General features: G+C 58.3%; 26 protein-coding genes. All 26 read left to right on the forward strand.

The annotated features are described in order from the left end of the window. Positions 1-1182: exodeoxyribonuclease VII large subunit (gene xseA, locus FJY67_02330; protein ID MBM3328297.1), on the forward strand; the 1182-nt coding region annotated here is incomplete at its 5' end. After that, positions 1049-1417 carry an exodeoxyribonuclease VII small subunit gene (gene xseB / locus FJY67_02335; protein MBM3328298.1) on the forward strand — a complete coding sequence of 123 codons (369 nt, stop codon included), beginning with the start codon at positions 1049-1051 and terminating at the stop codon, positions 1415-1417. The genes xseA and xseB, both read left to right, overlap by 134 nt. Positions 1418-1436: 19 nt before the next feature. After that, complete coding sequence (dxs, locus tag FJY67_02340) at positions 1437-3335, forward strand: 1-deoxy-D-xylulose-5-phosphate synthase (GenBank protein MBM3328299.1); 1899 nt, start codon at positions 1437-1439, stop codon at positions 3333-3335. Positions 3336-3344: 9 nt separating this feature from the next. Next, positions 3345-4232 carry an NAD(+)/NADH kinase gene (locus FJY67_02345; GenBank protein ID MBM3328300.1) on the forward strand — a complete coding sequence of 296 codons (888 nt, stop codon included), beginning with the start codon at positions 3345-3347 and terminating at the stop codon, positions 4230-4232. Next, positions 4229-5134 carry a signal recognition particle-docking protein FtsY gene (ftsY, locus tag FJY67_02350; protein MBM3328301.1) on the forward strand — a complete coding sequence of 302 codons (906 nt, stop codon included), beginning with the start codon at positions 4229-4231 and terminating at the stop codon, positions 5132-5134. Before FJY67_02345 ends, ftsY begins: the two co-directional genes overlap by 4 nt. Further along, positions 5097-6389, forward strand: a complete 1293-nt coding sequence (locus FJY67_02355) for a GWxTD domain-containing protein (protein ID MBM3328302.1) — start codon at positions 5097-5099, stop codon at positions 6387-6389. Before ftsY ends, FJY67_02355 begins: the two co-directional genes overlap by 38 nt. Then, complete coding sequence (locus FJY67_02360; protein ID MBM3328303.1) at positions 6374-7336, forward strand: LD-carboxypeptidase; 963 nt, start codon at positions 6374-6376, stop codon at positions 7334-7336. Before FJY67_02355 ends, FJY67_02360 begins: the two co-directional genes overlap by 16 nt. Continuing rightward, positions 7333-7926: a phosphoribosylglycinamide formyltransferase gene (locus tag FJY67_02365; protein ID MBM3328304.1), complete on the forward strand. Its 594-nt coding sequence runs from the start codon at positions 7333-7335 to the stop codon at positions 7924-7926. Before FJY67_02360 ends, FJY67_02365 begins: the two co-directional genes overlap by 4 nt. Next, positions 7923-9500: a bifunctional phosphoribosylaminoimidazolecarboxamide formyltransferase/IMP cyclohydrolase gene (purH, locus tag FJY67_02370; protein ID MBM3328305.1), complete on the forward strand. Its 1578-nt coding sequence runs from the start codon at positions 7923-7925 to the stop codon at positions 9498-9500. Before FJY67_02365 ends, purH begins: the two co-directional genes overlap by 4 nt. Before the next feature lie 134 nt (positions 9501-9634). After that, positions 9635-10639: a rod shape-determining protein gene (locus tag FJY67_02375; protein MBM3328306.1), complete on the forward strand. Its 1005-nt coding sequence runs from the start codon at positions 9635-9637 to the stop codon at positions 10637-10639. A 10-nt stretch (positions 10640-10649) separates the two neighbouring features. Further along, on the forward strand, positions 10650-11423 hold the full coding sequence (gene mreC / locus FJY67_02380) for a rod shape-determining protein MreC (protein MBM3328307.1): 774 nt from the start codon (positions 10650-10652) through the stop codon (positions 11421-11423). Next, on the forward strand, positions 11420-11932 hold the full coding sequence (gene mreD / locus FJY67_02385; GenBank protein MBM3328308.1) for a rod shape-determining protein MreD: 513 nt from the start codon (positions 11420-11422) through the stop codon (positions 11930-11932). Before mreC ends, mreD begins: the two co-directional genes overlap by 4 nt. Next, positions 11910-13802 carry a penicillin-binding protein 2 gene (gene mrdA, locus FJY67_02390; GenBank protein ID MBM3328309.1) on the forward strand — a complete coding sequence of 631 codons (1893 nt, stop codon included), beginning with the start codon at positions 11910-11912 and terminating at the stop codon, positions 13800-13802. The genes mreD and mrdA overlap by 23 nt, the downstream gene beginning before the upstream one ends. Continuing rightward, on the forward strand, positions 13795-15021 hold the full coding sequence (rodA, locus tag FJY67_02395) for a rod shape-determining protein RodA (protein MBM3328310.1): 1227 nt from the start codon (positions 13795-13797) through the stop codon (positions 15019-15021). Before mrdA ends, rodA begins: the two co-directional genes overlap by 8 nt. Before the next feature lie 79 nt (positions 15022-15100). Then, on the forward strand, positions 15101-15589 hold the full coding sequence (locus FJY67_02400) for a hypothetical protein (GenBank protein ID MBM3328311.1): 489 nt from the start codon (positions 15101-15103) through the stop codon (positions 15587-15589). Further along, positions 15579-17624 (forward strand): M23 family metallopeptidase, encoded by a 2046-nt coding sequence (locus FJY67_02405; protein MBM3328312.1) that lies wholly within the window; start codon positions 15579-15581, stop codon positions 17622-17624. The genes FJY67_02400 and FJY67_02405 overlap by 11 nt, the downstream gene beginning before the upstream one ends. A 95-nt stretch (positions 17625-17719) precedes the next feature. Next, positions 17720-17938, forward strand: coding sequence for a hypothetical protein (locus tag FJY67_02410; protein MBM3328313.1), 219 nt, complete (start codon positions 17720-17722; stop codon positions 17936-17938). Between the two features lie 3 nt (positions 17939-17941). Continuing rightward, complete coding sequence (locus FJY67_02415; GenBank protein ID MBM3328314.1) at positions 17942-18862, forward strand: hypothetical protein; 921 nt, start codon at positions 17942-17944, stop codon at positions 18860-18862. Continuing rightward, a complete protein-coding gene (locus tag FJY67_02420; GenBank protein ID MBM3328315.1) occupies positions 18859-19935 on the forward strand; it encodes a glycosyltransferase family 4 protein in 1077 nt (358 codons plus the stop codon). Before FJY67_02415 ends, FJY67_02420 begins: the two co-directional genes overlap by 4 nt. A gap of 74 nt (positions 19936-20009) precedes the next feature. After that, entirely contained in the window at positions 20010-21026 is a 1017-nt protein-coding gene (locus FJY67_02425; protein MBM3328316.1) for a glycosyltransferase family 4 protein, read from the forward strand. Further along, on the forward strand, positions 20875-21939 hold the full coding sequence (locus tag FJY67_02430) for a glycosyltransferase (protein ID MBM3328317.1): 1065 nt from the start codon (positions 20875-20877) through the stop codon (positions 21937-21939). Before FJY67_02425 ends, FJY67_02430 begins: the two co-directional genes overlap by 152 nt. Beyond that, entirely contained in the window at positions 21936-22826 is an 891-nt protein-coding gene (locus FJY67_02435; protein ID MBM3328318.1) for a bifunctional 5,10-methylenetetrahydrofolate dehydrogenase/5,10-methenyltetrahydrofolate cyclohydrolase, read from the forward strand. The genes FJY67_02430 and FJY67_02435 overlap by 4 nt, the downstream gene beginning before the upstream one ends. 124 nt (positions 22827-22950) lie before the next feature. Beyond that, positions 22951-23919 (forward strand): hypothetical protein, encoded by a 969-nt coding sequence (locus FJY67_02440; GenBank protein ID MBM3328319.1) that lies wholly within the window; start codon positions 22951-22953, stop codon positions 23917-23919. Positions 23920-24122: 203 nt separating this feature from the next. After that, a complete protein-coding gene (gene pgsB, locus FJY67_02445; GenBank protein MBM3328320.1) occupies positions 24123-25343 on the forward strand; it encodes a poly-gamma-glutamate synthase PgsB in 1221 nt (406 codons plus the stop codon). Beyond that, a complete protein-coding gene (pgsC, locus tag FJY67_02450) occupies positions 25340-25789 on the forward strand; it encodes a poly-gamma-glutamate biosynthesis protein PgsC (GenBank protein ID MBM3328321.1) in 450 nt (149 codons plus the stop codon). The genes pgsB and pgsC overlap by 4 nt, the downstream gene beginning before the upstream one ends. Continuing rightward, a complete protein-coding gene (pgsW, locus tag FJY67_02455; GenBank protein MBM3328322.1) occupies positions 25782-26909 on the forward strand; it encodes a poly-gamma-glutamate system protein in 1128 nt (375 codons plus the stop codon). The genes pgsC and pgsW overlap by 8 nt, the downstream gene beginning before the upstream one ends. The last annotated feature ends 8 nt before the right edge of the window (positions 26910-26917 follow it).

The following is a 26917-nucleotide window of genomic DNA, read 5'->3' on the forward strand; positions in this document are numbered from 1 at the left end:
TCAGTCAGCCGACTTACCGCCGAAATCCGGCGACTACTCGAAGACGGGCTTCCGTTGCTCTATCTCGAAGGTGAGTTGTCGAATGTGAAACACCACTCTTCGGGGCATCGGTATTTCACTATCAAGGATGAGGGGGCGCAGATCCCGGGGGTAATGTGGCGCACCCGCCCCGATCCGGGTTTCGATTTGCGCGACGGCTTGAAAGTGCGCGCCTACGGGCGCGTTGTCGTTTGGGAGCAGGGCGGGCGGTATCAGTTCGATGTCCTCCAATTGATACCGGCCGGCTTGGGAGCGCTTCAGATGGCATTCGAGGCACTGAAGACCCGTCTGGCAGCCGAAGGCCTATTCGACTTCTCCCGCAAGAAACCGCTCCCGCGTTTCCCTCAGGCAATCGGTATCGTCACCTCCCGCACCGGAGCTGCGCTTCACGACCTTGCCTGGGGATTTGCCACCCGCTATCCACCGGCGAGGCTCTACTTGATACCGGTAGCGGTGCAGGGCGAGGGAGCGGCTGCCGAAATCGCCGCCGCTATTGAGCACTTCAACGGTATGAATCTCGTCGATATGATGGTCATAGGCCGCGGCGGGGGATCACTCGAAGACCTCTGGGCGTTCAATGAGGAAGTTGTGGTCCGGGCTATCGCTTCATCGCGCATACCGGTCGTTTCGGCTGTCGGGCACGAGATCGATATATCGCTTTCCGATTTGGCTGCGGATCTTAGGGCTCCGACGCCGACTGCCGCTGCCGGCCTGATGGTGCCGGACCGGATAGATTTATTGGCAACACTTGGACAAACCCGTCAACGGATGAGCCGTTCGCTGCGTCGGGGGATCGAACTTTGGCGCGAGCGAACCGCCCGGATACGGGGAGGATATGGCTTTCGCCGCGCTCTAAACCGCGTTAACGAAGAGCGAATGCGCCTGACCGATCTTGCCGCGCGTATCGAAGCGGACAATCGTCGGCTGCTCGAATTGTGGCGGCAGAGACTGACCGGCACCCGCGACCGGCTCACCGCGCTTTCGCCGTCGGCGGTTATGGAACGCGGCTTTGCGGTTGCCCGTCGACCGGACCGGACTATCATACGCTCGTCGGCAGTGCTCGCTTCCGGCGACCCTCTTGAACTGCAATTTGCCCGTGGCAGCGCCGCTGTCGCGGTTATCGGAGTCAAGCCCAGTGAATAGCGAAACGCCCGCCGCCGGAACTGAACCTTCGTTCGAAGATGCCTACCGGAGGCTTGAGGCGATTGCCCGCAAACTCGAAGAGCCCGCCACCCCGCTCGAGGAATCGTTCCGCCTTTTCGATGAGGGGCAGCAGTTGTTACGCTATTGCGAGCGCCTGCTCGATCAAGCCGAGCGCCGTATTCAGGTCATAGTGGGGGAATCGAGCGGCGAGGTCCGGGAGGAGACCATTGCCTGAGACCGCTGCTGAGAGCCTCTTGACCGGAATCGACAGCCCGGACGATCTGCGGCGGCTGAAGGTCGAGCAACTGCCGCAACTGGCTGAGGAACTGCGCACCTTTGTCATCGATGTCGTATCGCGAACAGGAGGCCATCTCGGGTCAAATCTCGGCGCTATCGAATTGACTCTGGCGCTCCACTATGTCTATGATACGCCGCGCGACTTGATCGTCTGGGATGTGGGAGCCCAGGCTTATGCACATAAGATACTGACCGGCCGCCGGAGCCGATTCAACACCAACCGGCAATACGGCGGAATCGCCGGCTTCCCCCGTCGCGCTGAAAGTCCCTATGATACTTTCGGCGTGGGACATTCTTCGACCTCGATTTCAGCCGCACTTGGGATGGCCGTAGCGCGCGACCTCTCCGGTCAGAGCCACAAGGTCATCGCCGTCATCGGCGACGGTGGGATGACTGGAGGGCTCGCCTTCGAGGGTCTCAACAACGCCGGTTCCGAGGGCCGGGACATAACGGTCGTCCTTAACGACAACCGGATGGCGATATCGCCCAATGTCGGCGCGCTCTCGCGGCATATCTCCTCACTTCGCGCCGATCCCCGTTTTGAACGCCTCAAGGACAGCATGTGGCAACTGGCGGGGCAACTGCCGCGCGGTTCACAGTTGCGCAAAGCGTTGGGCGGCGTCGATGCCGGTATCCGGGCGATGCTGGTGCCGGGGTTATGGTTTGAACGGCTCGGCTTTCGCTATGTAGGGCCTATCGACGGACACGATACTGGCGAACTCGTGAAGATGTTCAGTTGGCTGAAGGCGATACAGGGGCCGGTGCTGGTACACGTCCTGACCGAGAAGGGCAAAGGCTATCATCACGCCGAGAACGACGGGCTGAGACTTCACGGCGTCAGCAAGTTCGATCCCGAGTTTGGACCGGTGGCTGCGAGCGGTGAATTGACCTTTGCCGGGCACTTCTCAGACGAACTACTTAAGGTTGCCCATGAAGATGAGAAGGTCGTTGCCATCACTCCGGCAATGATCGAAGGGAGCGCGCTCGGGCAGTTTCAGGCTGAATTTCCGGAGCGGTGCTTCGATGTCGGTATTGCGGAACAACATGCCGTAACCTTTGCAGCCGGCTTGGCAGCGCAAGGATATAAGCCGGTAGTGGCGATCTATTCGACTTTCTTTCAGCGCGCCTACGATCAGTTGATTCACGATGTCGCTTTGCAGGAACTGCCGGTCGTCTTCGGAGTCGATCGCGCCGGTATCGTCGGTGAGGATGGCCCCACTCATCATGGCGCCTTCGATCTCTCCTACCTGCGAGCCATTCCTGAGGTGCGGATTTTGATTCCGCGCGATAGCGACCAGATGCGGGCAATGCTTCGATTTGTACTTCTGAAGGATGACCACGCCACGGCGATCCGTTTTCCCCGTGGCAAATCGCTGCGATTCGACCCGCCGGTCCGTCCCGAAACCGATTTGACCCGCCCGGAGATGCTGCGCGACGGGACCGACGGGCTTATCGTCGGTTGCGGGATAATCCTGCGCGAAGCACTCGACGCCGCGCTCGACCTGGTGAACGAAGAACTGCTCAACCTCGCGGTAGTCGATTTACGCTGTTTGAAGCCGCTCGATACCGAAACCTTGCGCGAATTTTCGCAGCGATTCTCCAAGTGGCTAACTATCGAAGAGAATACCCTTGAGGGCGGTATGGGCTCGGCCTTGATCGAGCATATCACCGACCATCAACTTCCGATAGAGATTTGCCGGATGGGGCTGCCCGACAAGTTCATTGCACACGGTGACCGCGCCAGTCTCCTGCGCGATACCGGAATCGACCGGGCGGCGATTCGTAAAACAGCGCTCGGCTTCTTTGCCCGGCGGACGGTTCGTCCACGACGCCGGGTCGGACTATTCCGGCTATAGGGCGAGATCGTGCGCCTCGGAATCATCGCCAATACCGGCAAACCGCGGATACGGGAGTTCGTTGAGCCGTTCCTGAGACGGCAGCATGCCGCTGGAATATCCTGTCGGGTGGCCTCCGATCTAACCGGCTTGATAGGCGATACCGGTTGCGAGATCGTCCCTCCTGAAATGGTCGCCGAAGGCGTCGATTACGTCCTCTCTTTCGGTGGCGACGGCACCTTCCTGCAGACCGCCCGCCTTGTCGCACCGGCTGGCAAGCCGATCATCGGCGTCAATCTCGGCGGCTTCGGTTATCTGGCGGAAGTCAATATCGACGAAATCGACGCCCGCCTCGACGATCTGAAAACGGGTCGTTACCGGGAGCAGGAGCGGATGATGCTGGAGGCGGTCGGTGAAGGCATCGAGCCGGTTATTGCGCTGAACGACATCGTGATCGACAAGGGAGCGTTCACCCGAACGATCCGGCTTGAGACGCGCGTCGATGGCGAATTTCTTAACGAGTTTTATTCCGACGGCCTGATCATCGCAACGCCGACTGGTTCGACCGGCTATTCGCTCTCGGTTGGAGGCCCTATCGTAGAGCCGCGACTCGACGCGATTATCGTCAACCCCATATCACCGCATATGTTAGCCAATCGGCCGCTGTTGCTCTCGCCTGACCGTCGAATCGAAATTGCCGCCTACAGCGAGCAGGGTTGGTTCAGCCTTTCGGCCGATGGACGTAAAATAGCCGATCTACCTTCGGGAGCGACCATCCGCATCAGGCGCAGCCCGTTCGTGACCCGGGTCGTCACCTTCCGTGCTCCGACATTTTTCACTCTTCTGCGCAATAAATTGCACTGGCGTAACCGGCATAACGGCGAAGACAATAAACTTGAAAAGGTTCACGCGGGATGAGCCTATTCAACCGTATTCGAGCCGGGCTGATGCGCACTCGTGAAGCAGCCACCGAGCGCCTATCGGTGCTCTTTCGCCGCAACCAGTGGGACCCGGATGCTTTGGAAGAGGTTGAGGAACTGCTCCTGACGGCTGACCTTGGGGTCGCTGCAACCGATCGCCTGATGGAGATACTAAGGCAAGCCGGTCGTGACGTAAGTAGTCGTTTAGGCGATCCTGCGGCTCGCGTCAAAGAGGCCTTGGCCGAAATCCTCAATGGGCTTCCACCCTCTCCCAAGGTCGATGCCAAGCCCTATGTTATTCTCCTGGTAGGTGTCAACGGCACTGGCAAGACGACGACTGCCGGCAAACTTGCGCATCATTTTGCGCAGCAGGGCTTAAGATGTGCGATAGCCGCTGCCGATACGTTTCGAGCCGCCGCGATCGAGCAGTTGGAGGTATGGGCAAAGCGCGGCGGAGCAAGGCTTATAAGCCAGGCGCCGGGGGCGGATCCGGCGGCGGTGGCTTTCGATGCCTACAGTTCGTGTCGAGCGCAGGGCGATGACGTGTTGATTGTCGATACCGCCGGACGGTTGCAGGCGCGGCAGAATTTAATGGACGAATTGGCCAAAATTCGGCGCGTTCTGGGGCGGCTCGACCCGTCCTCGCCTCATGAGACGCTGCTGGTTCTGGATGCTACCACCGGACAGAACGGCCTGTCACAAGCGCGGGGATTCCTCGCTTCGGCGGGCGCTACCGGACTAATCGTCACCAAGTTGGATGGAACTGCCCGCGGCGGTATCGTTGTTCCAATCCGACAGGAGTTGGGACTGCCTATTACTTATCTTGGATTGGGGGAGGGCATCTCCGATCTGCAGTTGTTTGATGCCAAAGTCTATGTCGATGCGCTGCTGGCTGAATAATTCTATGATGAAGATGACCCACGGTATTTTGACGGCAATAGCCGTATTATCGTTGACTTCGGCAGCGACCGCCCAATCCTACCGCAGCGAAGGTGATCTCGGACAGCCGCTCTTCGAAGCGGCTGCTTATCGCCGCCTCAGCACCGATTCCGACACGCCGCGAGTCGATGTCGTAGTCGAGACCCCGCACGATATGCTGCAGTTTGTCCGCAAGGACGGTGGCTTCAGCGCTTCGGTCGAGGTCAATCTCTCGATATATTCCGACAAGCGCCAAGTTATTCGACTGGTGAAGAACGCTTCGACCACGGTGGAGGCTTTTCAAAACACCAATACCCGGCGTGAGTTCCTCACCGTGCCCTTCACAATGAATCTGAACGAAGGGGTTTATCAGGCGAAAATACTGCTATATGACCGGGAGTCGGGGCGAAGGGAGTTGATCGAGCGGGAATTCACGGTATCAAGATCGCCCAACGGATTCGACCTGTCGGATGTTCTTCCGGCGCGTTCGGGGCAACTCGATGCGGAAAGCGGCCTTCCTGCAGAGCCTGCCGTAGCCGGAGTTGTCCCCGACAGCACCGGCCGGATTCATTTCTTCGTCGATGTCCAACGCCGCGACCCGTCGCAGATCGTAGCACTGCATCTGACCTTGCTCGACAGCGACGGCAACGAACGTTCCCGGGACAGCCTCTCCCTGGTCGGAGGAGCAAACCAATCGACCCAATCCTTCTCCATCGATTGCAGCGGTCTCTCTTTGGGGCGGTATCACCTGATTCTGCGCGGCGAGTCGGGCGAGCAACAGGTTGTGCGGAAAGTCGAATTCAGGATCAATGCCTTCGACCTCCCGGGCACCATAAGCAGTCTTGAGTCGGCTATTCAGCAGTTGCGCTATATTGCCACCGATGCTGAGATCGAGGCGCTTCGGTCGGGATTTCCGTCTCAACGTGAAGAGGCATTCCTTAGGTTTTGGAGAGACATCTATCCAGCGGACGGCGAGTCTGCTCCTGGCCGGATGCGGGAATACTACAGCCGTGTCGCCTATACCAATCTGCACTACAGCACCGCACGAGCGGGCTGGGAGAGCGACCGCGGCCGAATCTACATCATTTACGGCAGTCCATCAGAGATCGAGCGACCCAACAACGACCATCCTGATCCTCCGGTCGAGATATGGTACTATCACCACCTCGGCAAGCGATTTGTCTTTCGAGATGACTACGGCTTCGGCGATTACCGGCTCGCATCGCCGGTTTGGTAGCAGTGTCGCCAACAGCTAGCCTACCCCGTCCCAGCCGGTGGCCTAAGGCTCTAAAGGCTGGCGACCGGATCGGCATCGTCTCACCGGCCGGGCCGGCGGATGCGGAATATGTGAGGCACGGCAAGGCGATTCTTGAGTCGTGGGGCTACGAGGTCGAGATTGCACCTCACGCGCTTGATCGGGAGGATTACCTTGCAGGAAGCGACGCCGAACGTCGGGGCGATCTTGTCGAAGCATTGTGCAGTGACCGGTTCGACGCGCTCATCTGTTCGCGTGGCGGTTATGGATCGTTGCGTCTGTTGCGGGATCTTCCTTGGGACGACCTTGCAGCAAGTCCCCCCAAGGCTTTTGTCGGATTCAGTGATATCGGCGGACTTCAACTGAATCTCTGGCATCGTGCCGGGTGGATAACCTATTCCGGCTTGCAGGCAGCGCACGGTTTGGGGGAGGGCAGCGCCACAGAACGCTCGGCAGCCCATTTTCGAGGCTGGCTTGATGGCTCCGGGCGGCGGTTTGGCTGGCCCGGGGAGTCCGAGGTCATATTGGGTGGAGACAACGTAGTTGGAACCGTTGAAGGTCCGATGGTCCCAGTCTGCCTCAGCATACTCGCTGCGTTGGCAGGAACGCCCTGGATGCCAGATTTGACCGAATCCATAGTGGTTCTCGAAGAAACTGGTGAAGCACCTTACCGGATCGACCGTATGATCTGGCAACTGAGAGACAGCGGCGCTTTGGATAAACTAAGAGCGTTGGTATTGGGCTGTTTCCTTTGGCAGGGACGAGACATCGCCGAAGATGCGCGGCGCATCGTTTGCGAACACTTCCCAAGTCTGCCAGTCTATTCTGGCCTTCCTTATGGGCATCGGGGCGACAGGTTCACATTGCCGGTGGGTGCAACTGTCCAGATTTCGGAGGGCAGAATGACGCTTGTCGGGGATGCCGTTTGAATCTGGCGGTCTTTCTGTCGGGGCGGGGGAGTAACTTCGAAGCGATCCTCGAAGCAATTGATAAGGGAACGCTCGCGGCATCGGTCTGCCTGGTAGTAACCCATAATCCGTCTGCACTGGGTGCACGAACAGCATTATCGCGCGGAATCCCGGTTGTCTTGCTTCAGCGCGAGAGTTTTCCCGACGGCGGGTCGTTTGCGACTGCGATGATCGCCGCTCTGCAGCGGCATTCTGTAGATTGGATAGTGCTTGCCGGTTACATGAAAATGGTCCCTCCGGCGGTGGTCAAAGCCTTTCCCGGCCAGATCGTCAATATCCACCCGGCGCTGCTGCCTAAGTTCGGTGGGAAGGGGATGTTCGGGCACCACGTCCATCAGGCGGTCCTGGACGCCGGAGAGACCGTAACCGGCGTTACGATTCACTTTGTGGACGAGATCTACGATCATGGCTTGGTAATCGCCCAGGAAACCGTGCCGGTGCTGCCGGGCGACACGGCCGCTACCCTTGGCGCGCGGGTACTGGAAATGGAACATCTTATCTATCCACGAATTCTGGCCAAAATTGCGGGCGAGTATCATAGTCGACAATGATGAACTTTGAGTCCCTTCCGCCGACCGGCGATGTCCGGATCCGGCGCGCTTTGCTTTCGTGTTTTCGCAAGGACGAAGCCATTTCCCTGGCGCAGCAACTTCACGTCCTGGGTGTTTCCCTTGTCGCCAGCGGCGGAACGGCCGATGCTATAGCCAAAGCCGGCCTTCCGGTTGAACGGACGGACCGTTGGACGGGTTTCGACGACCTTCTGGCCGGCCGGGTCAAAACCCTCCATCCGACACTTTATGCCGGAGTCCTTGCACGTGCTGGTTCAGCGTCGGATGACGAAGATCTTAGGCGGCATCAAATCGACCCGTTCGACTTGATTGCAATCGATCTCTATCCCTTCGAGCGAACCAGTGAACAGCGCACCGGTGAAGCCGCAACGATCGAACTGATCGACGTCGGCGGTGTGTCACTTATCCGGGCTGCAGCCAAGAACTTCGACCGGGTGACGGTGCTCTGCCGGGCTGAAGTCTTTGGGCCTTTTAGTGAACTGATTGCCGCTTCGGAGGGAATCATTGGACGCGCCGAGCGCCGCCGCCTGGCGGCTCTGGCTCTGCAGTGGACATCGTTCTACGACGGATGCATTGCGGGCTGGTTGGAGAATGACGACTCTGGATTCCCAGGTCACTTCGGGCTGCCTTTGATGTCAGACCTTGACTTGCGGTATGGCGAGAATCCGCATCAGAAGGCACAGTTTTATCGCCTCGGCGGTCAGGGCGCAACTGGTGTAGCCGGAGTCGAGGTGCTTGGCGGCAAACAATTATCATTCAACAACTTACTCGATCTTGACATCGCTCTCCGGTTACCTCGCGAGTTTGAGCGCCCGACGGTAGCGATCTTGAAGCACACGACTCCCTGCGGTATTGGACAAGGTGCGACAGCAGCCGAAGCCTGCAAGATGGCGCGCTCCACCGATCCGGTCTCGGCATTTGGCGGAATAGCCGGCTTCAACTGTCCGGTCGATGAAGAGGCTGCGAAAGTCCTGCGCGAGGGCTTTATGGAGGTCGTCGCTGCGCCCGATTATACAGAAATCGCGCTGAAGGAGTTGCGCAAGTCGAAGAACCTCCGTATCATTCGTCTGTCGGGATTGCCTCCAGCCGGGCGGATAGATATGCGCACCGTCTGGGGCGGGGTTTTAATGCAGGAGGATGACTTCGGTTTTCCCGAACTGGAAGAAGCCAAAGTTGTCACCCGGCTTCAGCCCGATCCGGCGCAGTGGGAAGCGCTCCGGTTCGCCTGGAAATCGGTCCGCTACGTGAAGTCCAATGCGATCCTCCTTGCCGATGGAGATCGGACGCTTGGAATCGGCGCCGGTCAAATGTCCCGCGTCGATGCGGCGCACATCGCCATTTGGAAAGCAGGCCAGTCCGGGCTTGCGCTTGATGGGTGCGTTGCCGCCTCCGATGCCTTTTTCCCCTTCCGGGATGGCATAGATCTGCTCATCGATGCCGGTGTAAAGGTGGTCGTGCAGCCGGGAGGGTCTATGCGCGATGCCGAGGTGATTGCCGCGGCCGACGAGCGCGGTATCGCTATGGTCTTTACCGGACGACGGCACTTTCGGCATTGAGGTCGTTTCGATTAGGTTGTCCAACTGGATGCCACTCTGAGCGCAGAGGTGCATCTCTCGCGGGATTGTATCCTTAGGTGTTTGGATCGGCATATTAACGGCAGAACGGATTACATTTGCCAGCATTCACTTCTATCATCACCAGCGACATCGCAATAGACCTCGGAACAGCCAATACCCTGGTCTATCTAAAGGGGCTTGGCATTGCCGTCCGGGAGCCTTCGGTTGTCGCCGTCACACGTCGCGACCGCAAGGTGCTCGCCATCGGAACCAAGGCGTGGGAGATGATGGGCAAGGCGCATGGCGATATCGAAGTGATTCGTCCGATGCGGGACGGTGTGATCGACGACGACGAAGTCGCAGAGATCATGATCCGTTCCTTTCTGCGTCGGGTGCAGCACAGCAAACTGATGCGCCCTCGGGTGATCGTCGGGGTGCCGTCGGGCGTTACAAAGTCCGAAAAGCGGGTCATTCGCGACTCGGCGGAGTATGCCGGAGCGCGGGAAGTGCACCTGATCGCCGAGCCGATGGCCGCGGCGCTGGGTGCTCAACTTCCGGTCAAGGAGCCGGTCGGCTCGATGATCGTCGATATAGGTGGTGGGACGACCGAAATCGCCGTGATATCGCTCTCTGGTATCGTTACGATGCACTCGATCCGCACCGCCGGGGACGAGATGAACGAAGCCATTGCCAAATACATTCGCACCCAGCACAACCTTTTGGTCGGCGACCGAATGTCGGAGTGGCTCAAGTGGATGCTTGGCTCGGCGGCGGAGCTCCCCACCGAGATTGTGCTTCATGCCAAAGGTCGGGACCTTGTCTCCGGGATGCCGAAGGAGAAGGAGATCACTTCAGAGGAGATACGCCGGGCGCTGCAGGAGCCGGTTTCGCAAATCGTCCTGGCAGTCAAGGAAGCCCTCGAAAAGACCCCGCCTGAACTGGCAGCTGACATCCGCGATCGGGGGATCATACTGACCGGCGGCGGATCACTACTGAAACGGCTCGACCAACATCTCCGCGACGAGACCAACCTCCCTGTCAACCGTGCCGATGAGCCACTCACTTGCGTGGTGCGCGGCATCGGCAAGGTTCTCGACGACTTCGACTATTATCAGGACCTTCTGCTGACCAGCAATTGATGCTGACGGTATGACCCTGCTCGCAAAGCGCTTCGGACCCTGGCTGCTGGTGTCGCTGCTCTCGATCTTGATCTTCATTCGAGATCAAGTATCGGGTGAGAGCGAAATGCGGCGTAGTCTCTCAGACGCCGTGGCTATCAGTGGCGCGCCGTTGAACGGAATTGCCCGAATGGTCGGACTTTGGGCTGAAAACCGTCTGCTGCGGCAGCAACTTACGCAACTTGCCTTCGAAGCAACCCAGATAGAGGATATCCGTCGGGAAAACGAACGCCTTCGCGCGCTTCTTGACTTTCGCCAACGTTCGCAATTCGATTTGGTACCGGCATTGGTGGTCGGCGCGACGAGCGATGCCGGCATCGTCGGAATCATCATCGATCGGGGGGCGGAGCAGGGATTACGGCAAAATATGGCCGTCGTTTCGGCTCATGGACTGGTCGGTCGCATCTACCGAATGTCCGGGTCGAGTGCTACAGTTCAACTGGTGAGCGACCCGAAGTTCGGGGTTGCAGCCCGGCTTGCCAGTGGCGGTGTCGGCGGGATACTGCATGCGCTCGGATCGGGCCGTCTTCGTCTCGACGGTGTTCCCCTCTCTGCGGAACCGGCCGCCGGGGATTCAGTCATCACCTCGGGTGCCGGAGGCATCTTTCCGCCCGGCTTGATGATTGGTCATGCGGTATCTGTCCGACCTTCACCCGAAGGCTGGCTAATGAACATTGAAGTAGAGCCTACCGTCGATTATAGCCGTGTCGGTGAGGTCTTTGTCGTCCGGCAGACCTCTCCTTGACCACCTTCCTTCTGGTTGCACTGGGCGGCGCAGGTATTCTAATTGCGCACATTGCCCTATCCCATCTCATTACGATTGCCGGGGCGCGTCCCGATATCCTGCTCATTTACATCCTTTGGGCGACGCTTCGCTACGGGCGTTGGACCGGGCTTTGGCTCGGGTTCTTTTTGGGACTATCCCAGGATGCGCTGTCGCTGGGGCCGTTGGGGATAATGGCATTCCTGAAGAGCAACCTTGCGTTTTGGCTGGCGGTTTGGCTGGAAGGTCGGGCCGGGACGATTAGCAGCGGATGGTGGATGACCTTCGTCGCCCTGACATCGCTCCTTCAGTTCACCCTTGCCGGGCTGTTTGCGGGTGTGCCCGACTACGCCGTCTATTTCCTTTGGACGGCAATCCCGGCGATGCTTTACACAGTGCTCGCCGGGCTGATATGGGCGCTTGCACCGCTGGGGCCTCGGCCGGTTGGGCCTCCCGGATTGAGCGGTCGTGGACGGCGGCTCAAACGATGAGTGCGGCGTGAAAAGACCCTCTCATATTTGGTGGAGCGAGCGACGCTATCTCTTCTACGTGGTGTTTATAGCGCTTCTCCTGGTCGGCATAGAGATTCGGCTCTTCCAAATGCAGGTGGTAAGCCGCCCAGACTTTTTGAAGCAGGCTGCAGCCAACCGCCTGCGAGCCGATGTTATAGAACCACCACGAGGACGCATATTCGACCGCAACGGTGCCCTTTTGGTCGATAATCGGCCGATCTACACCGTCTATGCTCTGCCCTGGACGATCCGCCGCAATCCCCATACGATCGAACTTCTTTCGAGCGATCTCGGCCTTGAGCCGGCCGTGCTGGAGCGTCGAATCAGTCAGCGTGGGTGGACGACCTTTCAGCCTGCCCCGGTGATGCGCGACATCCCGCTGCATTTGTTAGCCCGACTCGAAGCCAACAAAATCGATCTGCCGGGCATCACCTTTCAGTCCGAAGCCAAACGCAATTACCCGATCCCCGGAGCGGCGCACTTCCTCGGCTATGTCGGGGAGCGACCTCCCGATGCGAAGAAGGAGAAGGGGCGCTTTGGATTGATTGGCCGGCGAGGGCTTGAGAAAACTTATGAGGAATGGCTTGGCGGGACGCCCGGGGTGCGTTTTCTCGAAGTTGACTCCAACGGGCGGATATTGGGAGTCGTCGAGGACCCGCCTCCGGTTGCGCCTCAAGCCGGATGGGATTTGATCCTCAATATCGATGCCGGCTTGCAGCAACTGGCGGCCGAATTGCTGACCGACAAGACCGGTGCCGTCGTCGCACTCGATCCCCGCAACGGCGAGATCCTTACCTTGCTCAGCCTTCCGGACTATGACCCGGCTCTGTTCGCCGGAGTATTGCCACCTGAAATCTGGCGAGCGCTCGAAACCGATCCTGAATACCCGCTCCTGAACCGTGCCATACAGGGCCTCTACCCGCCTGGATCGACTTTCAAGATGGTCACCCTTGCTGCAGGGCTTGAAGCCGGTGTCGTAACCCCCGGATTTCACACCTCGTGCGGCGGCGGAATGCAAATCGGCAACCGTTACTTCAAGTGCTGGAATAAGAGCGGGCACGGGACACTCGATTGGGCCGGAGGGCTTCAGAAGTCGTGCGACGTCTTTTTTTATACTGTTGGTCTTCGGATCGGCGTCGATGCTATCAGCCGTTCGGCACTGCAACTTGCGTTGGGAAGCCGCACCGGGATCGACCTGGATGGTGAATTAAAAGGTCTGGCGCCGACTTCGACCTACCTAAGCCGCAGACACGGGACGAGCGGATGGAGCAAAGGTCTGGCTGCCAACATCGCCATCGGGCAGGGCGAGGTCCTCGCAACGCCGCTTCAACTGGCGGTTCATACCGGCGCCATAGCAACCGGGGTCATAGCCCGTCCGCATTTAGGGCGTGATTTGGTTCATCCGATCAGCGGCGAGATTCGTCCCATAGATCCGGTCTTGCGTCCGGTGAACATTTCTCCGATGATTTTGGCGAGATTGCGGGAAGCGATGCGGATGGTCGTCAACGAGCCTGGTGGAACCGCCGGTCGACAGAAGCGCCAGGACATCGTCATTGCCGGAAAGACCGGCACGGCTCAGAATCCTCACGGCAAGGATCATGCACTTTTCGTCGGTTTTGCTCCCTTCGACGATCCTGTCATTGCCTGCGCGGTCGTGGTCGAGCATGGCGAACACGGCTCGTCTGGCGCGGCTCCGATTGCCTGTCAATTGATGGAATGGCACATCCATAACCTCTACCCGGGGCCGAGGCCGGATAAATGGGTGACGGCGGTGCCGGGAACGCCATCTGCGCCGATCGATACGCTTGGACAAGTCCTGGATACCCCATCAGAGCCGGACGATGAGTGAACGCATCGGACGCAGCGGCAAAATCGCGCTCCTCGATCGCTGGCTCCTTATTGCGACCTTCCTCCTGACCGGCATCGGGCTGCTTCTGATCTACAGCGCGGATCACGCCCTTGGCAACTCGAGCCATTTCGACAAACAACTCCTCTTTGCTGGAGTCGGGCTCGGGCTGATGCTAATGTTGGCACTGACTCCGCTTCGACTTTACTATGTCTGGTCGGTGGCCTTCTACTTGCTAATGCTCGCCGCATTGCTCTTTGTCGATATCGCCGGAGATGAACACCTCGGTGCCCGGCGATGGCTTAGTATCGGAGGCTTTAGCCTGCAGCCATCCGAACCGGCAAAATTGGCAATGATCATCATGGCAGCGCGTCTATTGGGGCAGTTGCGGCACGATGAACTGGGCTGGAAGTCGCTGGTGCTGCTATTCGTTGTGATGTTTCCGCCGCTAATGCTGGTAATGGCTCAGCCAGATCTTGGCACTTCGACAGTATTCGTTGCAACCAGCGTTTCGATCCTCGGTTGGTCCGGGCTTCCGATGTGGTATTTTCTGGTCGCGGCGCTGCCCTTCATCTCGCTTTTTGCAGCGACATTGCCGTATATTTCACTACCTTTGGTGGCGGTCGGCTTTGCCCTGCTCTGGCGCAGTGGTATGAAGTGGGTAGGGACGATCCTGATGGTCGGGCTTTGCGTAGCCGCTGCCTTTGCGGCTCCGATGGCATGGAATAGGCTGGAGCCTTATCAACAGAAGCGGCTTACGACCTTTCTCGATCCCGAAGCCGATCCGCTCGGATCGGGCTACCAGGTGATCCAATCCAAGGTTGCCGTCGGGTCGGGTGGCATCTTTGGGAGCGGTTACCTAAAGGGGACGCAGACGCAGTTACGGTTTCTGCCCCAGCAGCATACCGACTTCATCTTCGCTTTGGCGGGAGAGGAGTTCGGACTTTTAGGGACGACGACGGTCATGCTGCTCATCCTGATTTACGGCTGGCGTGGTCTGAGGATCGCCTGGCGGGCGCGGACTCAGTTTGCTGCATTGGTGGCGGTTGGAATGACCGGGCTGGTTGCCTATCATGCGGTAATCAACATCGGGATGGCGCTTGGGATGCTGCCGGTAACCGGCCTCCCCCTGCCGTTTCTCAGTTATGGCGGGTCGTTTCTGCTCACATGTCTCGCTGCAACTGGAGTGTTGCTATCGGTTGGGGTGCATCGCAGAGAATGACAGTTGAATGCAGCATTATCGGTCAACAGGATGCTGCGAACATTCGAGGGGGGAGAGTTTTCCCAAAGGGGCAAGTCTAATGGTGAAACTGAAGCATCTTCCAGTATATAGTGGTCGTTGCGTGTTGTTGTTGCTCATGCCGCTCCTTGTGGTATCAGCCGGTTTGGCGGCTTTTCAGGATGACTACGATCGGGCTTTCAAAAAGTATCAGGCATCCCGGAGCAACTCGGACTACGAAAGCGCTGCTGCGGCTTTCGCCGCGCTATCGGCACGATCCGATGCCGGCAGTCTTCGTCCCAACTGTATCTATTGGGAGGGCGAGTGCTGGTATGGGGCTAAAGAGTATCTTCGAGCGCTGATGGCTTTTGAACGAACCTTGGTGACGCCGCAGTCAAACAAAGAGGAGGATGCTCGCTTCAAGGTCGCTGTTTGTCATGTAAAGTTGAACTGGAACGACAGCGCCAAAGTGGAACTGAGCCGGTTCTTGCGCGACTTTCCCGCCAGCCGCCATATAGCAGCGGTGCGCAGGGAACTCGACCGATTGACTGCGGAGAGCGGTGGGCGGTAATCGGGTGCGGTTTCTTGAAGGCGCGGTTATCAGGGTCGCCGGAGCCATATGCCTGATCGGCGTGAAGGTGCTGCTATTGACGGAAGGGCGCGCTGGATCGATTGAATCGAATTCTCCAGAGGTCATTCCACCATTTAGGTGGCCTCTTCAGACCGATCCGGGTCTCTCGGCGTCGTTCTGTGAGTTCCGTCCGGGGCACTTCCACGCCGGAATAGACATCAAGACCTGGGGCGCCCGGTCGGTGCCCTGTGTCGCCATTGCCGACGGCCGTATATCGCGAGTCAAGGTTCAGTCCACAGGCTACGGTAAGGCACTCTATCTGGCTTTACCCGACGGACGGATCGCCGCCTATGCACACTTGGACCGTTTTGCCGCCGGGATAGACGCCCGGGTGCGGGAGGTTCAGGAGCGAACCGGTGAGTTTGAGGTCGATCTCTTTTGGGAAGGCGACAGCGGCTATCCTGTCCGCGCCGGAGAGGTGATTGCACATAGCGGCGTCTCGGGAACGACCCATCCGCATCTTCACTTTGAGATGCGGAAAGGCTACAGTATCACCCGTAATCCTTTGCTGTCGGGATTTGCGATTGCCGACCAACGACCTCCGGTTCCGGTTGCTCTGGCTCTGACCCCACTTGACGCCGAATCGTCGGTCGAGGGGGATTACCAACCGAGGCTCTACTCGCGGCTCCTAAGGCGTCCCGACGGCATTTACGAACCGGGCGATCCCATCGGAGCGACCGGCCGCATCGGCATCTCGGTAGATGCTTACGACCAGACCGACAACGCCACCAACGAACTGGCGGTGCACCGGATTGAGTTGTATGTCGGGGGAGAGGTGTATTGGACGACCAGTTTCGATTGGTTCGACTACGCCGACTCCCGACAGATCGAATTGGAGCGGGACTATAGGCTTCAGCGGAGGGGTAAGGGGAGTTATCATCGACTATACCGGGCTGAGGGCAACCGCCTCCCATTAGGTCAAGGCGTTGGCATTATCGACGCCGGGTTCGGAGACGCCTTCCCGATCGACGTCGAGATCGTCTTCAGCGATGTCAACAGGAACCGATCGTCGTTGAAAATGCGGCTCGTAAGCGATCAGGTGGAAGACACCTCTAGGTCGGTCGGAGGCAAGTCACTCGTAACTCTAAATGGTAATGGTCAAGGGGCTCGGGAGCGTATCGGGATTGAAGTCTTCGATGGCTTCATTCGGCTCGCTGCGCCGCCGGGGGTGGCGCACTTCAAGATCAGAAACCTGGATCTGCAGATCCCGGCCATTTCCATTGGTGGGGGTGTCGCGGCGGCGTGGAAGCCGTTCGACGGGATGGACGGGGTAGCGACTATCGAGGCTGTCGATCACAAAGGTGTTGCCATCGGGAAGCGGGACTTTGAGGTGCGATGGGCGACTCCGGAAACTTCGTTACGACTACTGTCGGACGACTCTTTGGCTGTCGCCGAGTTCCTGCCTGGAACGGTTCATGACGGGACTCTTGTCCGGCTCGAGCGGGAGCAACTATTTGAAGACCCCGGATTCGTCGAAACGGTTGTCCGTCTCGAGCCACGCGATCAGGCTCTCGCCGGCCGATTGGCAGTCAAATTGCGACGCAGTGAAAACGGCACCACCGAACTAGGCTGGGGTGTCTATTACTTTCGCGATGGACGAGGCTGGGTCTTTCTGGGTGCAGAGACGGAAGGAGGTTTTCTGACCGCGCCGGCGACCAGCCTCGAGCGGTTTGCTTTGGTTCGTGATACGACCGCGCCGACAATTGCGATCTCTTCACCTTCGCATGAGAAGGGGATTGGACCGCAGCCGCAACTATCTGCTATGGTCAAGGACGAACTGTCAGGCATCGCTTATCGCGGCATCGAGGTGTATCTCGATGGCCGCAAAGTCCCTGCCGAATATGATCAACCCCGGGCTCGTATCTCTTATCGGCCACCTAAAGCGCTGGGTGCCGGTAAACATGAGTTAGTCATCGCCGTCAGTGACCGGTCTGGCAATCGGACCCGAAGGTCGATCGTATGGCAGATTCCCTGAATAGTTTCCTGACGGCAAAGGTAATCAAGCTGGTTTTAGGTAATCGCCGCGACTCACTCGCGGCATCTGGAATATCAATCCAAGTCGGAGCGGTTATGTATCTTGCCGACACCGAGAAGATGATCATCCACGATATGTCCTTCGTGCGCTACGAATGCCGCATAAAGAACATTCCGGATGATAAGCGGAAGAAGTTGTTCAGTCTCTCTTCGGTAAAACGGATGTGCGACAACGACCATGTTCCGAAGTTCAACGGCTGCCAGTATTGTCTGTCGGAATACCACACCTTTGACTTTACAAAACTGTTTCGCTGACGGTTGTATGACTATCTAAACGGACTGATCGACAACCTTGCCCTGGATCACCGAAGGGGCGCGGCGGAGATCGTCCGGGACATCATCGAACTCTTTGCATCCATCGCCGAATTGGGCCAGGAGGATGACGACGGTGCCGACCATCTATTGAAGCGGGGTGTCAAGCGGCTGGCGCGCGGTCAGCCGACGATGGCTCCGGTGCTCAATTTGCTTAATCGGACGGCAACGGCTTTCGAAGCATCTAATGGAGATTGGGAGGCGTTTGGACAGAGCATTTCGCACCTTGCCGCCCGACGCAGCCGGCTCACCGAGAAGATGCTTGAACGGCTGGGCGAACTGCCCCCGGCACAAGGCAAACTAATCGCCTATTCCAACAGTTCGACTGTGACGCAGATGATCGAGGAGTGCTCGAAACTCGGCTGGCCGCAGATGGTTTATTGTGGCGAAGGCAGGCCCGTAAACGAAGGTCTGTTTCTGGCACGCAAGTTGACTGGAGCTGGCATCCCGATCACGCTTTTCACCGATGCGGCATTGATGTCGCGGGTAACGGAAGCCGATGCGGTCTGGGTGGGAGGTGATTCGATATCGAGTCAAGGGCTTGTCAATAAGGTAGGCAGTCTGGCATTGGCGATGCTCTGCCGGGCGGTCGGCATTCCATTCATCTCGCTTGTCAGCAGCGACAAGTTTCTCTCGCCCGGTATGCGCCCCTACCTCAGATGCCTGCCGCAGAATCCCCGCGAGATCGCCGAAGACGAAGCCGACACCCTCAACGTCGTGAATGAATACTACGAGGAAGTGCCGCTTGACCTGGTGTCGGGCATCTTCTGCGATCTCGGCTTCTGTCCACCGGAGAGATTGGTGGGCGAAATCGAAGCTGAGCCGGTCAGCCCGCTCTTTGCGTCGCTTGCCGGTGCATCGTCTTGAAAGTTCTGTATGTGGCCCCGGAGAATGTTTCCGGCGGCTTCGGACTCTTCGTCAAGGGGCACAAAGCGCGCGGCAATGAAGCGCGCTTTTTGCTTTTCTACCGCACAAAATACGCCTTCGAGGAGGATATATGCCTCGATCTGCATGCCATGCCGACGGCGTGGTGGATTGCGAGGTTGGGACCTTGGTTGAAGGCGAAGCATAGCGTGCCCCGTCTGGAGACCCCGGCGCGACCTCCGATCTGGCAGCCCGGAGGCTGGCTCGAGCCGTTCTTCCAGAAGTGGCGGGACCAGATAAACAACCCAAAGATCCAGCGGGCTATCGCGCGGCATGGTCTGAACGACTTCGACATCTATCACTTCGAGCAAGGTGTCGATCCCTATCGCGACGGACGGTGGGCAGGCGAACTGGCTGCTCGCGACAAAGCGATCGTCTGTTTCTATCACGGCACCGACCTGCGCGATAGGGGGTTGATCGAAGCCGTCCACCGACACTCCCGCCTCAATCTCACCTCTGAGATTGACCTCCTCAGTTATCTTCCCGGGATGAAATATCTCTACTTGCCTATCGAAGTCGATAGGATGCCCCGGCGCATCAGGTCTGAGGACGGCCGTATCCGCATCGGGCACGCCGCGCGCAACAACCTGAAGGGCAGCGACATCATCGCCGCTGCAGTGCAACGGTTGGCACGCCGCTACCCGGTCGATTGGGTGATGATGCAAGGCTTGCCTCACACAGAGGCGCTTCGGATCAAAGCCGACTGCGATATCTACGTCGATCAAATCACCGACCGGGGCGGCTGGGGCTATGGCATGAGTTCGATTGAGTCGCTCGCGATGGGCATTCCGACGGTAACCAGGATCAGCGTAGAGACCGCCGCCTTCCTCGGCAGCCATCCCTTCTTCGATGCTAACGAAGCTAATATCGGGTCGGCGCTCGAGCGTCTCATCAACGAGCCGGAACTGAGGCAGGAGGCGGGTGCGTCCGGTTTGGAGTGGGTTCGCAAGCGGCATAGCCTCGACGCGGTGATGGAGGCGCTCTACGGCTACTATCGCGAAGCGGGGCTGATCTGAAGATCGTCTATTACCTGCCCAATCTGCATTTTGGGGGAGGCGCCAGGACGGCCCTTGAACTGGGCCGGCGACTGGTGCAGCGGGGGCATAAGGTAACGCTCGTAATACCGCGAGGCCGGCAACGGATGCCGGTGCCGGAAGGCATCTCGGTCGTCGAGAGCGGCCCTCAAATTGGGAATCCCTTGATTGCGGCATTAGTCTCTCCACTATTCTTCCTCGCAGCGAGGCTTGAGGCAGATGTCTTTATCGGCTCGATGCCGACTTTAGCGCTTGTTGCATATATGAAAGGCTGGTTGTCCGGCCGTCCGGCAGTGAACTACGTCCTGGGCGATGACCTAAACTTCTTCGATGACGGAACGCTGCTACGGTCGCGGCTACTTCGTCGCCTTTACCGTCAAGTGGCGCTTTTCAGCCTTGGGAAGACGACAATAGTCGTCAATTCGCATTGGACAGCGACACGGGTGGTAGCCGCGGTAGGAAGACGCCCGATTGCCATTGTCCCCGGAGGGTATGATCTACAATCGTTCTACCTGGTAACGGACCATGCGGACGAGTCCGGCGTCATTAACATTCTAACCATCGGTCGCAGGATGCGCAGCAAGGGACTGCCCGACTTACTGACCGCATTAAAAGTCGTTCAGTCTGATGGTGTAGCCTTCCGTTTGACCGTCGCGACGAACGAAAACCTTACGATTGACAAACCCGGATTTGCCTGCGAAGTCGTCCGACCAGCCGACGATGCCGAATTGGCGGACCTCTACCGTCGCGCAGACATTTTCGTCCATCCCTCATGGGCAGAGGGCTTTGGGCTGCCTCCGCTTGAAGCGCTGGCAACAGGAGTTGCGGTCGTGGCGACCGACTCGGGCGGCATCAGGGAGTTTCTGAGAGATGAGGTGAACGCGCTGATCGTCCCGCCGCGTGAACCGCAAACGATAGCCGATGCGATTATACGGCTGGCACGTGACAGGGACCTCCGCGCGAGACTTGCGTCCGGCGGAATTGATACCCGGGATCGGTTCACTTGGGATCATAGCGCCGACGCGTTGGAGGCTGTGCTTGATAAGATCGTCCGGGAGCACCATGCTACCTGACGAAGTTTCGATCGTTACGCCGACGTTTAACCAATTGCCGTTTCTGAAACAGTATATTGCTTCACTGGAACGGCAGTTGCCGGATCCGGCAGCCTTCGAGGTGGTGATTGTGAATGACGGCTCGACCGACGGGACAGGCGACTATCTCGACGCCTATCAGGGGCCGCTGCGATTAGAAGTCATTCATCTTAAAGAAAATCAGGGCCGTAGTTCGGCGCGCAATAGGGGTATAGAAGCCACGTCCGGCAGGTTGATTCTCTTCCTTGATGGAGATGTTGTAACGCCGAATGATCTGGTGCAGGGTCACAGCGAACGTCATACCGGCAAGCAGGAAGCCCTCCTGGGACGTATTATTTATAGGAAGCAGGGGCAAACGAGAGCCTGGACACGATTTCTTGAGAGGCGGGGCGCAGTTCGGCTGCCGCCGGGGCGTGAGATTCCCGGCCATCACTTCCTGACGATTCACTCCTCTGTCCCCCGCGATCTCCTGGTTAAGTGCGGCGGATTCGACGAAAGTTTAGCCATTTATGGCGAGGATATCGATTTGGGATTCCGGCTGCGCAAGGTGGGTGTTAGATTGAGTTTTGCGCCCGAGTTGGAAGTTTTGCATTTGCATGTCCGGACGCTTGAGGAGTCGCTCAAAGTGGCGGAGAGTTTTGGGCGAACGACGCTACCGCAACTTATGATCCGCTATCCAGAAATGAGTGAGTTGATGAAGTTCGAGCGGATAACTGTTGATGGCTGGAGCGGACGGTGGCGGAGGGCGGCGCTCAGCAGGGGGATTTATCGAACCGCACTTGGCCTAACAAAAGCGTTAGGGACTATCGGCGCACCGCCGGTGCTTTACAGTTATCTCCTATATTATCATTACTATCAGGGTTTTCAACAGAGGGATCGAACGCGGTGGCCATAATCCTGGATGGGAAGAGTCTATCCGCAACTTTGCGGATTAGACTCAAGAAGGTTTTGGAAGAGGGACGCGCCGCTGGAAAGCCGCTGCCATTCTTCGTCGCAATGCAAGTAGGGGATGACCTGCCTTCGACGGTCTATATCCGGGCCAAGGAGAAAGCCTGTGAGGAGATGGGGATCGGCTTCCGTCATCATAAGTTGCCCGCCGAGACCTCCATGGAGGACTTACGCCGCGCGGTGCGGGATGTAAATGAGGACGACTCGGTACATGGCTTGATCGTTCAAAGCCCGCTGCCGGGTCACCTCGAAGAGATCGAGGTTCAGCGGATGGTGTCGCCACTCAAGGACGTCGATTGCTTTCACCCCGAAAACGTAGGCCTCCTTTATATTGGCAAGCCACGTTTTCAGCCCTGCACTGCAGCCGGGGTGGTTGAGTTGCTTCTTGCTTATGGCGTCGAACCGGCCGGGAAACGGGTGGTTATCATCGGCCGGTCGGTTATTGTAGGCCGTCCGCTCGCCGTTATGATGATGTTGAAGGCGCGCGGCGGCGATGCGACCGTCACGGTCTGTCATTCCCGGACGCCCGACCTGCCGGCGGTCTGCCGGGAAGGTGACATCCTGATCCCCGCAATCGGCAAGGCGGAGTTGATACGGGGCGATTGGGTCAAGGAAGGTGTGGTAGTGGTCGATGTTGGCATCAACCGGCTGCCCGACTCGAGCCAGAAGCGCGGCTACCGTATCGTTGGCGATGTCGCCTTTACCGAAGTCGAGCCGCGATCGTCGGCAATTGCTCCGGTGCCCGGCGGTGTCGGGCCGATGACGGTGGCAATCTTGATGAGCAATGTGATGCGCGCAGCAGGCTACGATGTCAACCCCGCCTTCGAGCAGTGACATGTTGCAGGCAGGCGAATTTGCGTGATTCCGCAAATAGAGCGATTGTCCTATTGATTGCTCAAGAGGAAATCGTTAGATTGCAATGATAGGCACTCTTCCGGTCGAATAGTCAGGAAGGCATATGACCGAACGGGTCAGGCTCATTGGGCTGCTGCTGTTGGCAGCAGCCGTCATCAGCGGTTGCGGCGGAACCAAGCCGGGCGTCAAGGCGACGTCTGAGGATGCCGGCCCGCAGTATCAGATCGGCGTAGTCGTTGCTCAAGACGGCGATCCGGTGCAACTCACCAGCGGCGAAGCCGACAATGGCCTGGCGGCTTTTCAGCCCGACGGCGCGGCAGTCGTCTTTACATCCAACCGGGACGGGCGGTGGCAGGTCTATCAGCACAGCCTCTCCGACGGGTCGGAATCGCGGCTGGTCGAGAGCGAAGCCAATGATGAGGCTCCACGCTGGCTGCCTGATGGCAGCGGACTGATATTCACCTCGGACCGCAGCGGCGGCGGAGATTATGCCAGGGATATTTATATACTCGACCCTACGACGGGCGAGACGCGGCAGTTGACTACAAGCAGTGGTGATGAGTGGGGTGCGACACCAATTGCGGGGGACTCCCGTTACCTCTACCTTGCCAGTACCGGCGCAGGAGGGGATGAAGACTTGTATCGGGAGCCGGTGTCGGTAATGATCTCCGGTCTCGATGGCTCGGGGGGCGAACCTGTAGTGGGGGGGGAAAAGGGCTTGGCATCACCGGTCATCGTCGATGAGACGACTATCCTCTGCCGGACCCGGGACGGGCATTTAGCACGGTTCAACCGGTCTGATGAGTCGCTGGTGCCGCTCCTTCCCGGTTCACTTCAGGTCGGGTCCCTGGCTTACAGCCAGGAAAAGGGTATTGCCGCATTGACCGTCAGCAAGAACGGGGAAGATTACCGACTCTGTCTTTTCAACCCGGCCACCTCGATGCTGCAAGATCTCGGCGATGCAACGAGCGATGCCCATCATCCGCAATTTTCGGTGGACGGTTCGATGGTCGTTTTCTCACGCCGCATCGAAGGTCATCATCAGTTATTCCTTCAGAAACTAACCCGGTAGTTGACTACCTCTGAGTTAATAGGGGAGTCGGGCATCCCAACGGTCACTTGGGCGATCTAACGGACGAACAACCTGCACTGAATGCACGAGCAACTTAGTCGTCGTTTCCAGGTCAAAGCACTGCGGAGAACGAAATCGGATGAGGCGAACCGGCAGGTGACGATTAGGTCCCGCCGGGAGGCTGTTAGTGCCGGTGACGCGCGATGATCGTCCTCATTCTGGTCCTCTTGGGACTGCTTGCCTACGGCGTGCTGGAGTATCGGGGTCATCAACGCCGTCTTCGAGCAATCCCCCTGCGCATCCACGTCAACGGGACGCGCGGCAAGTCTTCCGTAACCCGCCTGATTGCTGCCGGACTAAGAGCCGGTGGAATCAAGACAATGGCCAAGACGACCGGAACCCTGCCGAGGATCATCGATTTCGAGGGTCGGGAAGTTCCCATTGTCCGCGATCAGCGCGCCAACATTATCGAACAAGTCAAGATTCTCAAATACTTCGAGCGCCGCAAGCCGGAAGCGATGGTGATCGAATGCATGGCCGTGCTGCCGGAGTATCAATACATCTGCGAGAGGCAGATTATACGCTCGCACATCGGCGTCATCACCAACGCACGGCTCGACCATATCAATGAGATGGGGAAGTTCCGGGAGCAAATAGCCCGGTCGCTCGCCAACTCGGTGCCGGCTGGCAAGCCTGCCGGCGGGCCGTTCGTTCTGAAGGGCAAGCCCCTTCCCCCGATCCTCTTCACATCCGAGAAGACCAATTTCAGGGTTCTCAAAGAAGTAGCCGACTTTCAGGGCGTCGAGGCGCGACGGGTCGGCGGAGGCGGAATTACCGGAGACGAACTGCAGAGATTTGGGCATATCGAGCATCCGGCCAATGTCGGGCTGGCGCTTGCAGTCTGCGAATATGTCGGCATCGACCGGCAGACGGCTTTGGAAGGAATGTACCGGTCCGCGCCGGATGCCGGAGCGCTCAAAATCGCCCGTTGTCACGAGCGTGGCAAAGACCTTCTCTTCGTCAACGCAATGGCAGCAAATGATCCCGAATCGACGCTTGAAATCTACCACCAGATCGTCGAGCGGTTCGCGCCGCTCGGGACGTTTATCATCCTGCTCAACTCTCGAGCCGATCGACAGGATCGCAGCATCCAGTTGATTGAGATGTCCGCTGGTAATATCACTTTCGACAAAATGATCCTGACCGGGGAGAGTCTGAGCCGGTTTCTCTCCTTTCTCCCCCGATACAACATCCCCCGCGAGAAGGCGTTGGGGCTGGGATGGATTGCGCCGGAGAAGGTCTATGACCAACTCTTCGACATGGTTGAGGGAAGTCACGGGACCGTGCTGGCGATCGGCAACGTGGGGGCGGGGGGGCTCGATATCTTCAGGCATTTCTACAAGCATAGGAGGCAGGAGGCTTGATTGAGATAGCGGTCGGCATCGGGGTAGCCTTCAGCCTACTGTTTCATGAGGTGTTCGGCCTCGCAGCCGGGGGCATCGTGGTCCCCGGTTATATCGCAATGAATTTTCATCATCCCTGGCGGCTGGCGGGAACGCTCGTCGTAGCTCTTGCCGTCTGGGGATGCATACGTATCGTCAGCAATTTCGTCTTCGTCTATGGACGACGCCGGATGGTGCTGGCAGTGTTGCTGGGGTTCATTCTCGGCTATATATCGCGGCAGATGTTCGACGCCGGCGGCGGCGATATCCGGCTGGAGGCAATCGGCTACATCATTCCCGGTCTTATCGCCAACTGGATGGAACGGCAGGGGGTCTATAAGACGATCACAACAGTCCTGATGGGCGGTGCTGCAGTGCGGATACTGGTGATCCTGGTGACCGGCGGGGAGGTGATCGGAAATGTATAGGCCAACCATCAAATCGAACTTCTGGCTTGGCGCGTTGACGGTCGCGTTTCTGCTCCTCTATTGGTGGGCTGAGAGCAACTTCATTACGGTTAGGTCATCCAACTTTGAGGTGAAACTGACTGCCGCCCGGACTATGCTAAAGGCAATGGAAGCGCTGCAGTCCTACCGTCTCCCCCACCTTAGCCGTACCGCCGCGCGGGAGATCGCCGACCCGCTGGTCTTTACGCTGTTAGGTGAGAAAGACAGCCCTATCACCACCGATGAAGGCCGCATCGACGACAAGATCACAGCCCTCAATCCGAACTTCGCCGCCGCAATGGTCGATATGATCGCCTCGACCGGCGTTGAAAGAGGAGATACGGTAGCCGTGTTGTTGACCGGTTCTATTCCGGGCGCCAACATTGCGACCTACGCCGCTTGCCAGGCGCTGGGCATCGTGCCGGTGGCAATAACGTCGGTTGGGTCATCGTGGTGGGGTGCCAACTCGGCAGACTTCACCTGGCTCGATATGGAGCGAATCCTGAGCGAAAAGGGTGTTTTCCCCTTTCGTTCGATAGCCGCGTCGCTCGGTGGAGCCGACGACCAGGGCGGACTGCGGCTTTCCGATGCAGGCAAGGAGATGATCCTCGAAGCGATCCAACGCAATGAAATGACATTGATTCGCGAAGGGAGTTTAGCCTCCAACGTCTCGGCTCGAATCGCGCTTTTTGAACGCATCATGCCCTTGAATCGCTACCAGGCGGTGGTCAACATCGGCGGCGGCATTGCGGCAATCGGGCATCGTGAAAACGGGAAGTTGATTCCGTCCGGGGTGCATCGGTATCTCCCGGCGCGGAATTATCCGTCTCGGGGTGTGATTCACTCTTTCTCCGATCAGAGCGTTCCGGTGGCGCACGTCTATGATGTTGTAGCGGTGGCGCAATCCTATCATCTTCCGGTCTCGGCATTGCCTTTGCCGCATATTGGCACAGGGGATCTTTTTTCCAGTGAACGCTACAACCTGACCATTGCAGCCATTGCCGCAGTTACGATGCTGGCGTTACTGGCAGTAGTGAAATACCTCGACCGGCTGCACTACAAATGGCGCGAAGACGGGGTCGATCCCGACACCTTGGTTTAATCTTAGGT

Source organism: Calditrichota bacterium (assembly GCA_016867835.1).
GTDB lineage: Bacteria > Electryoneota > AABM5-125-24 > Hatepunaeales > Hatepunaeaceae > VGIQ01.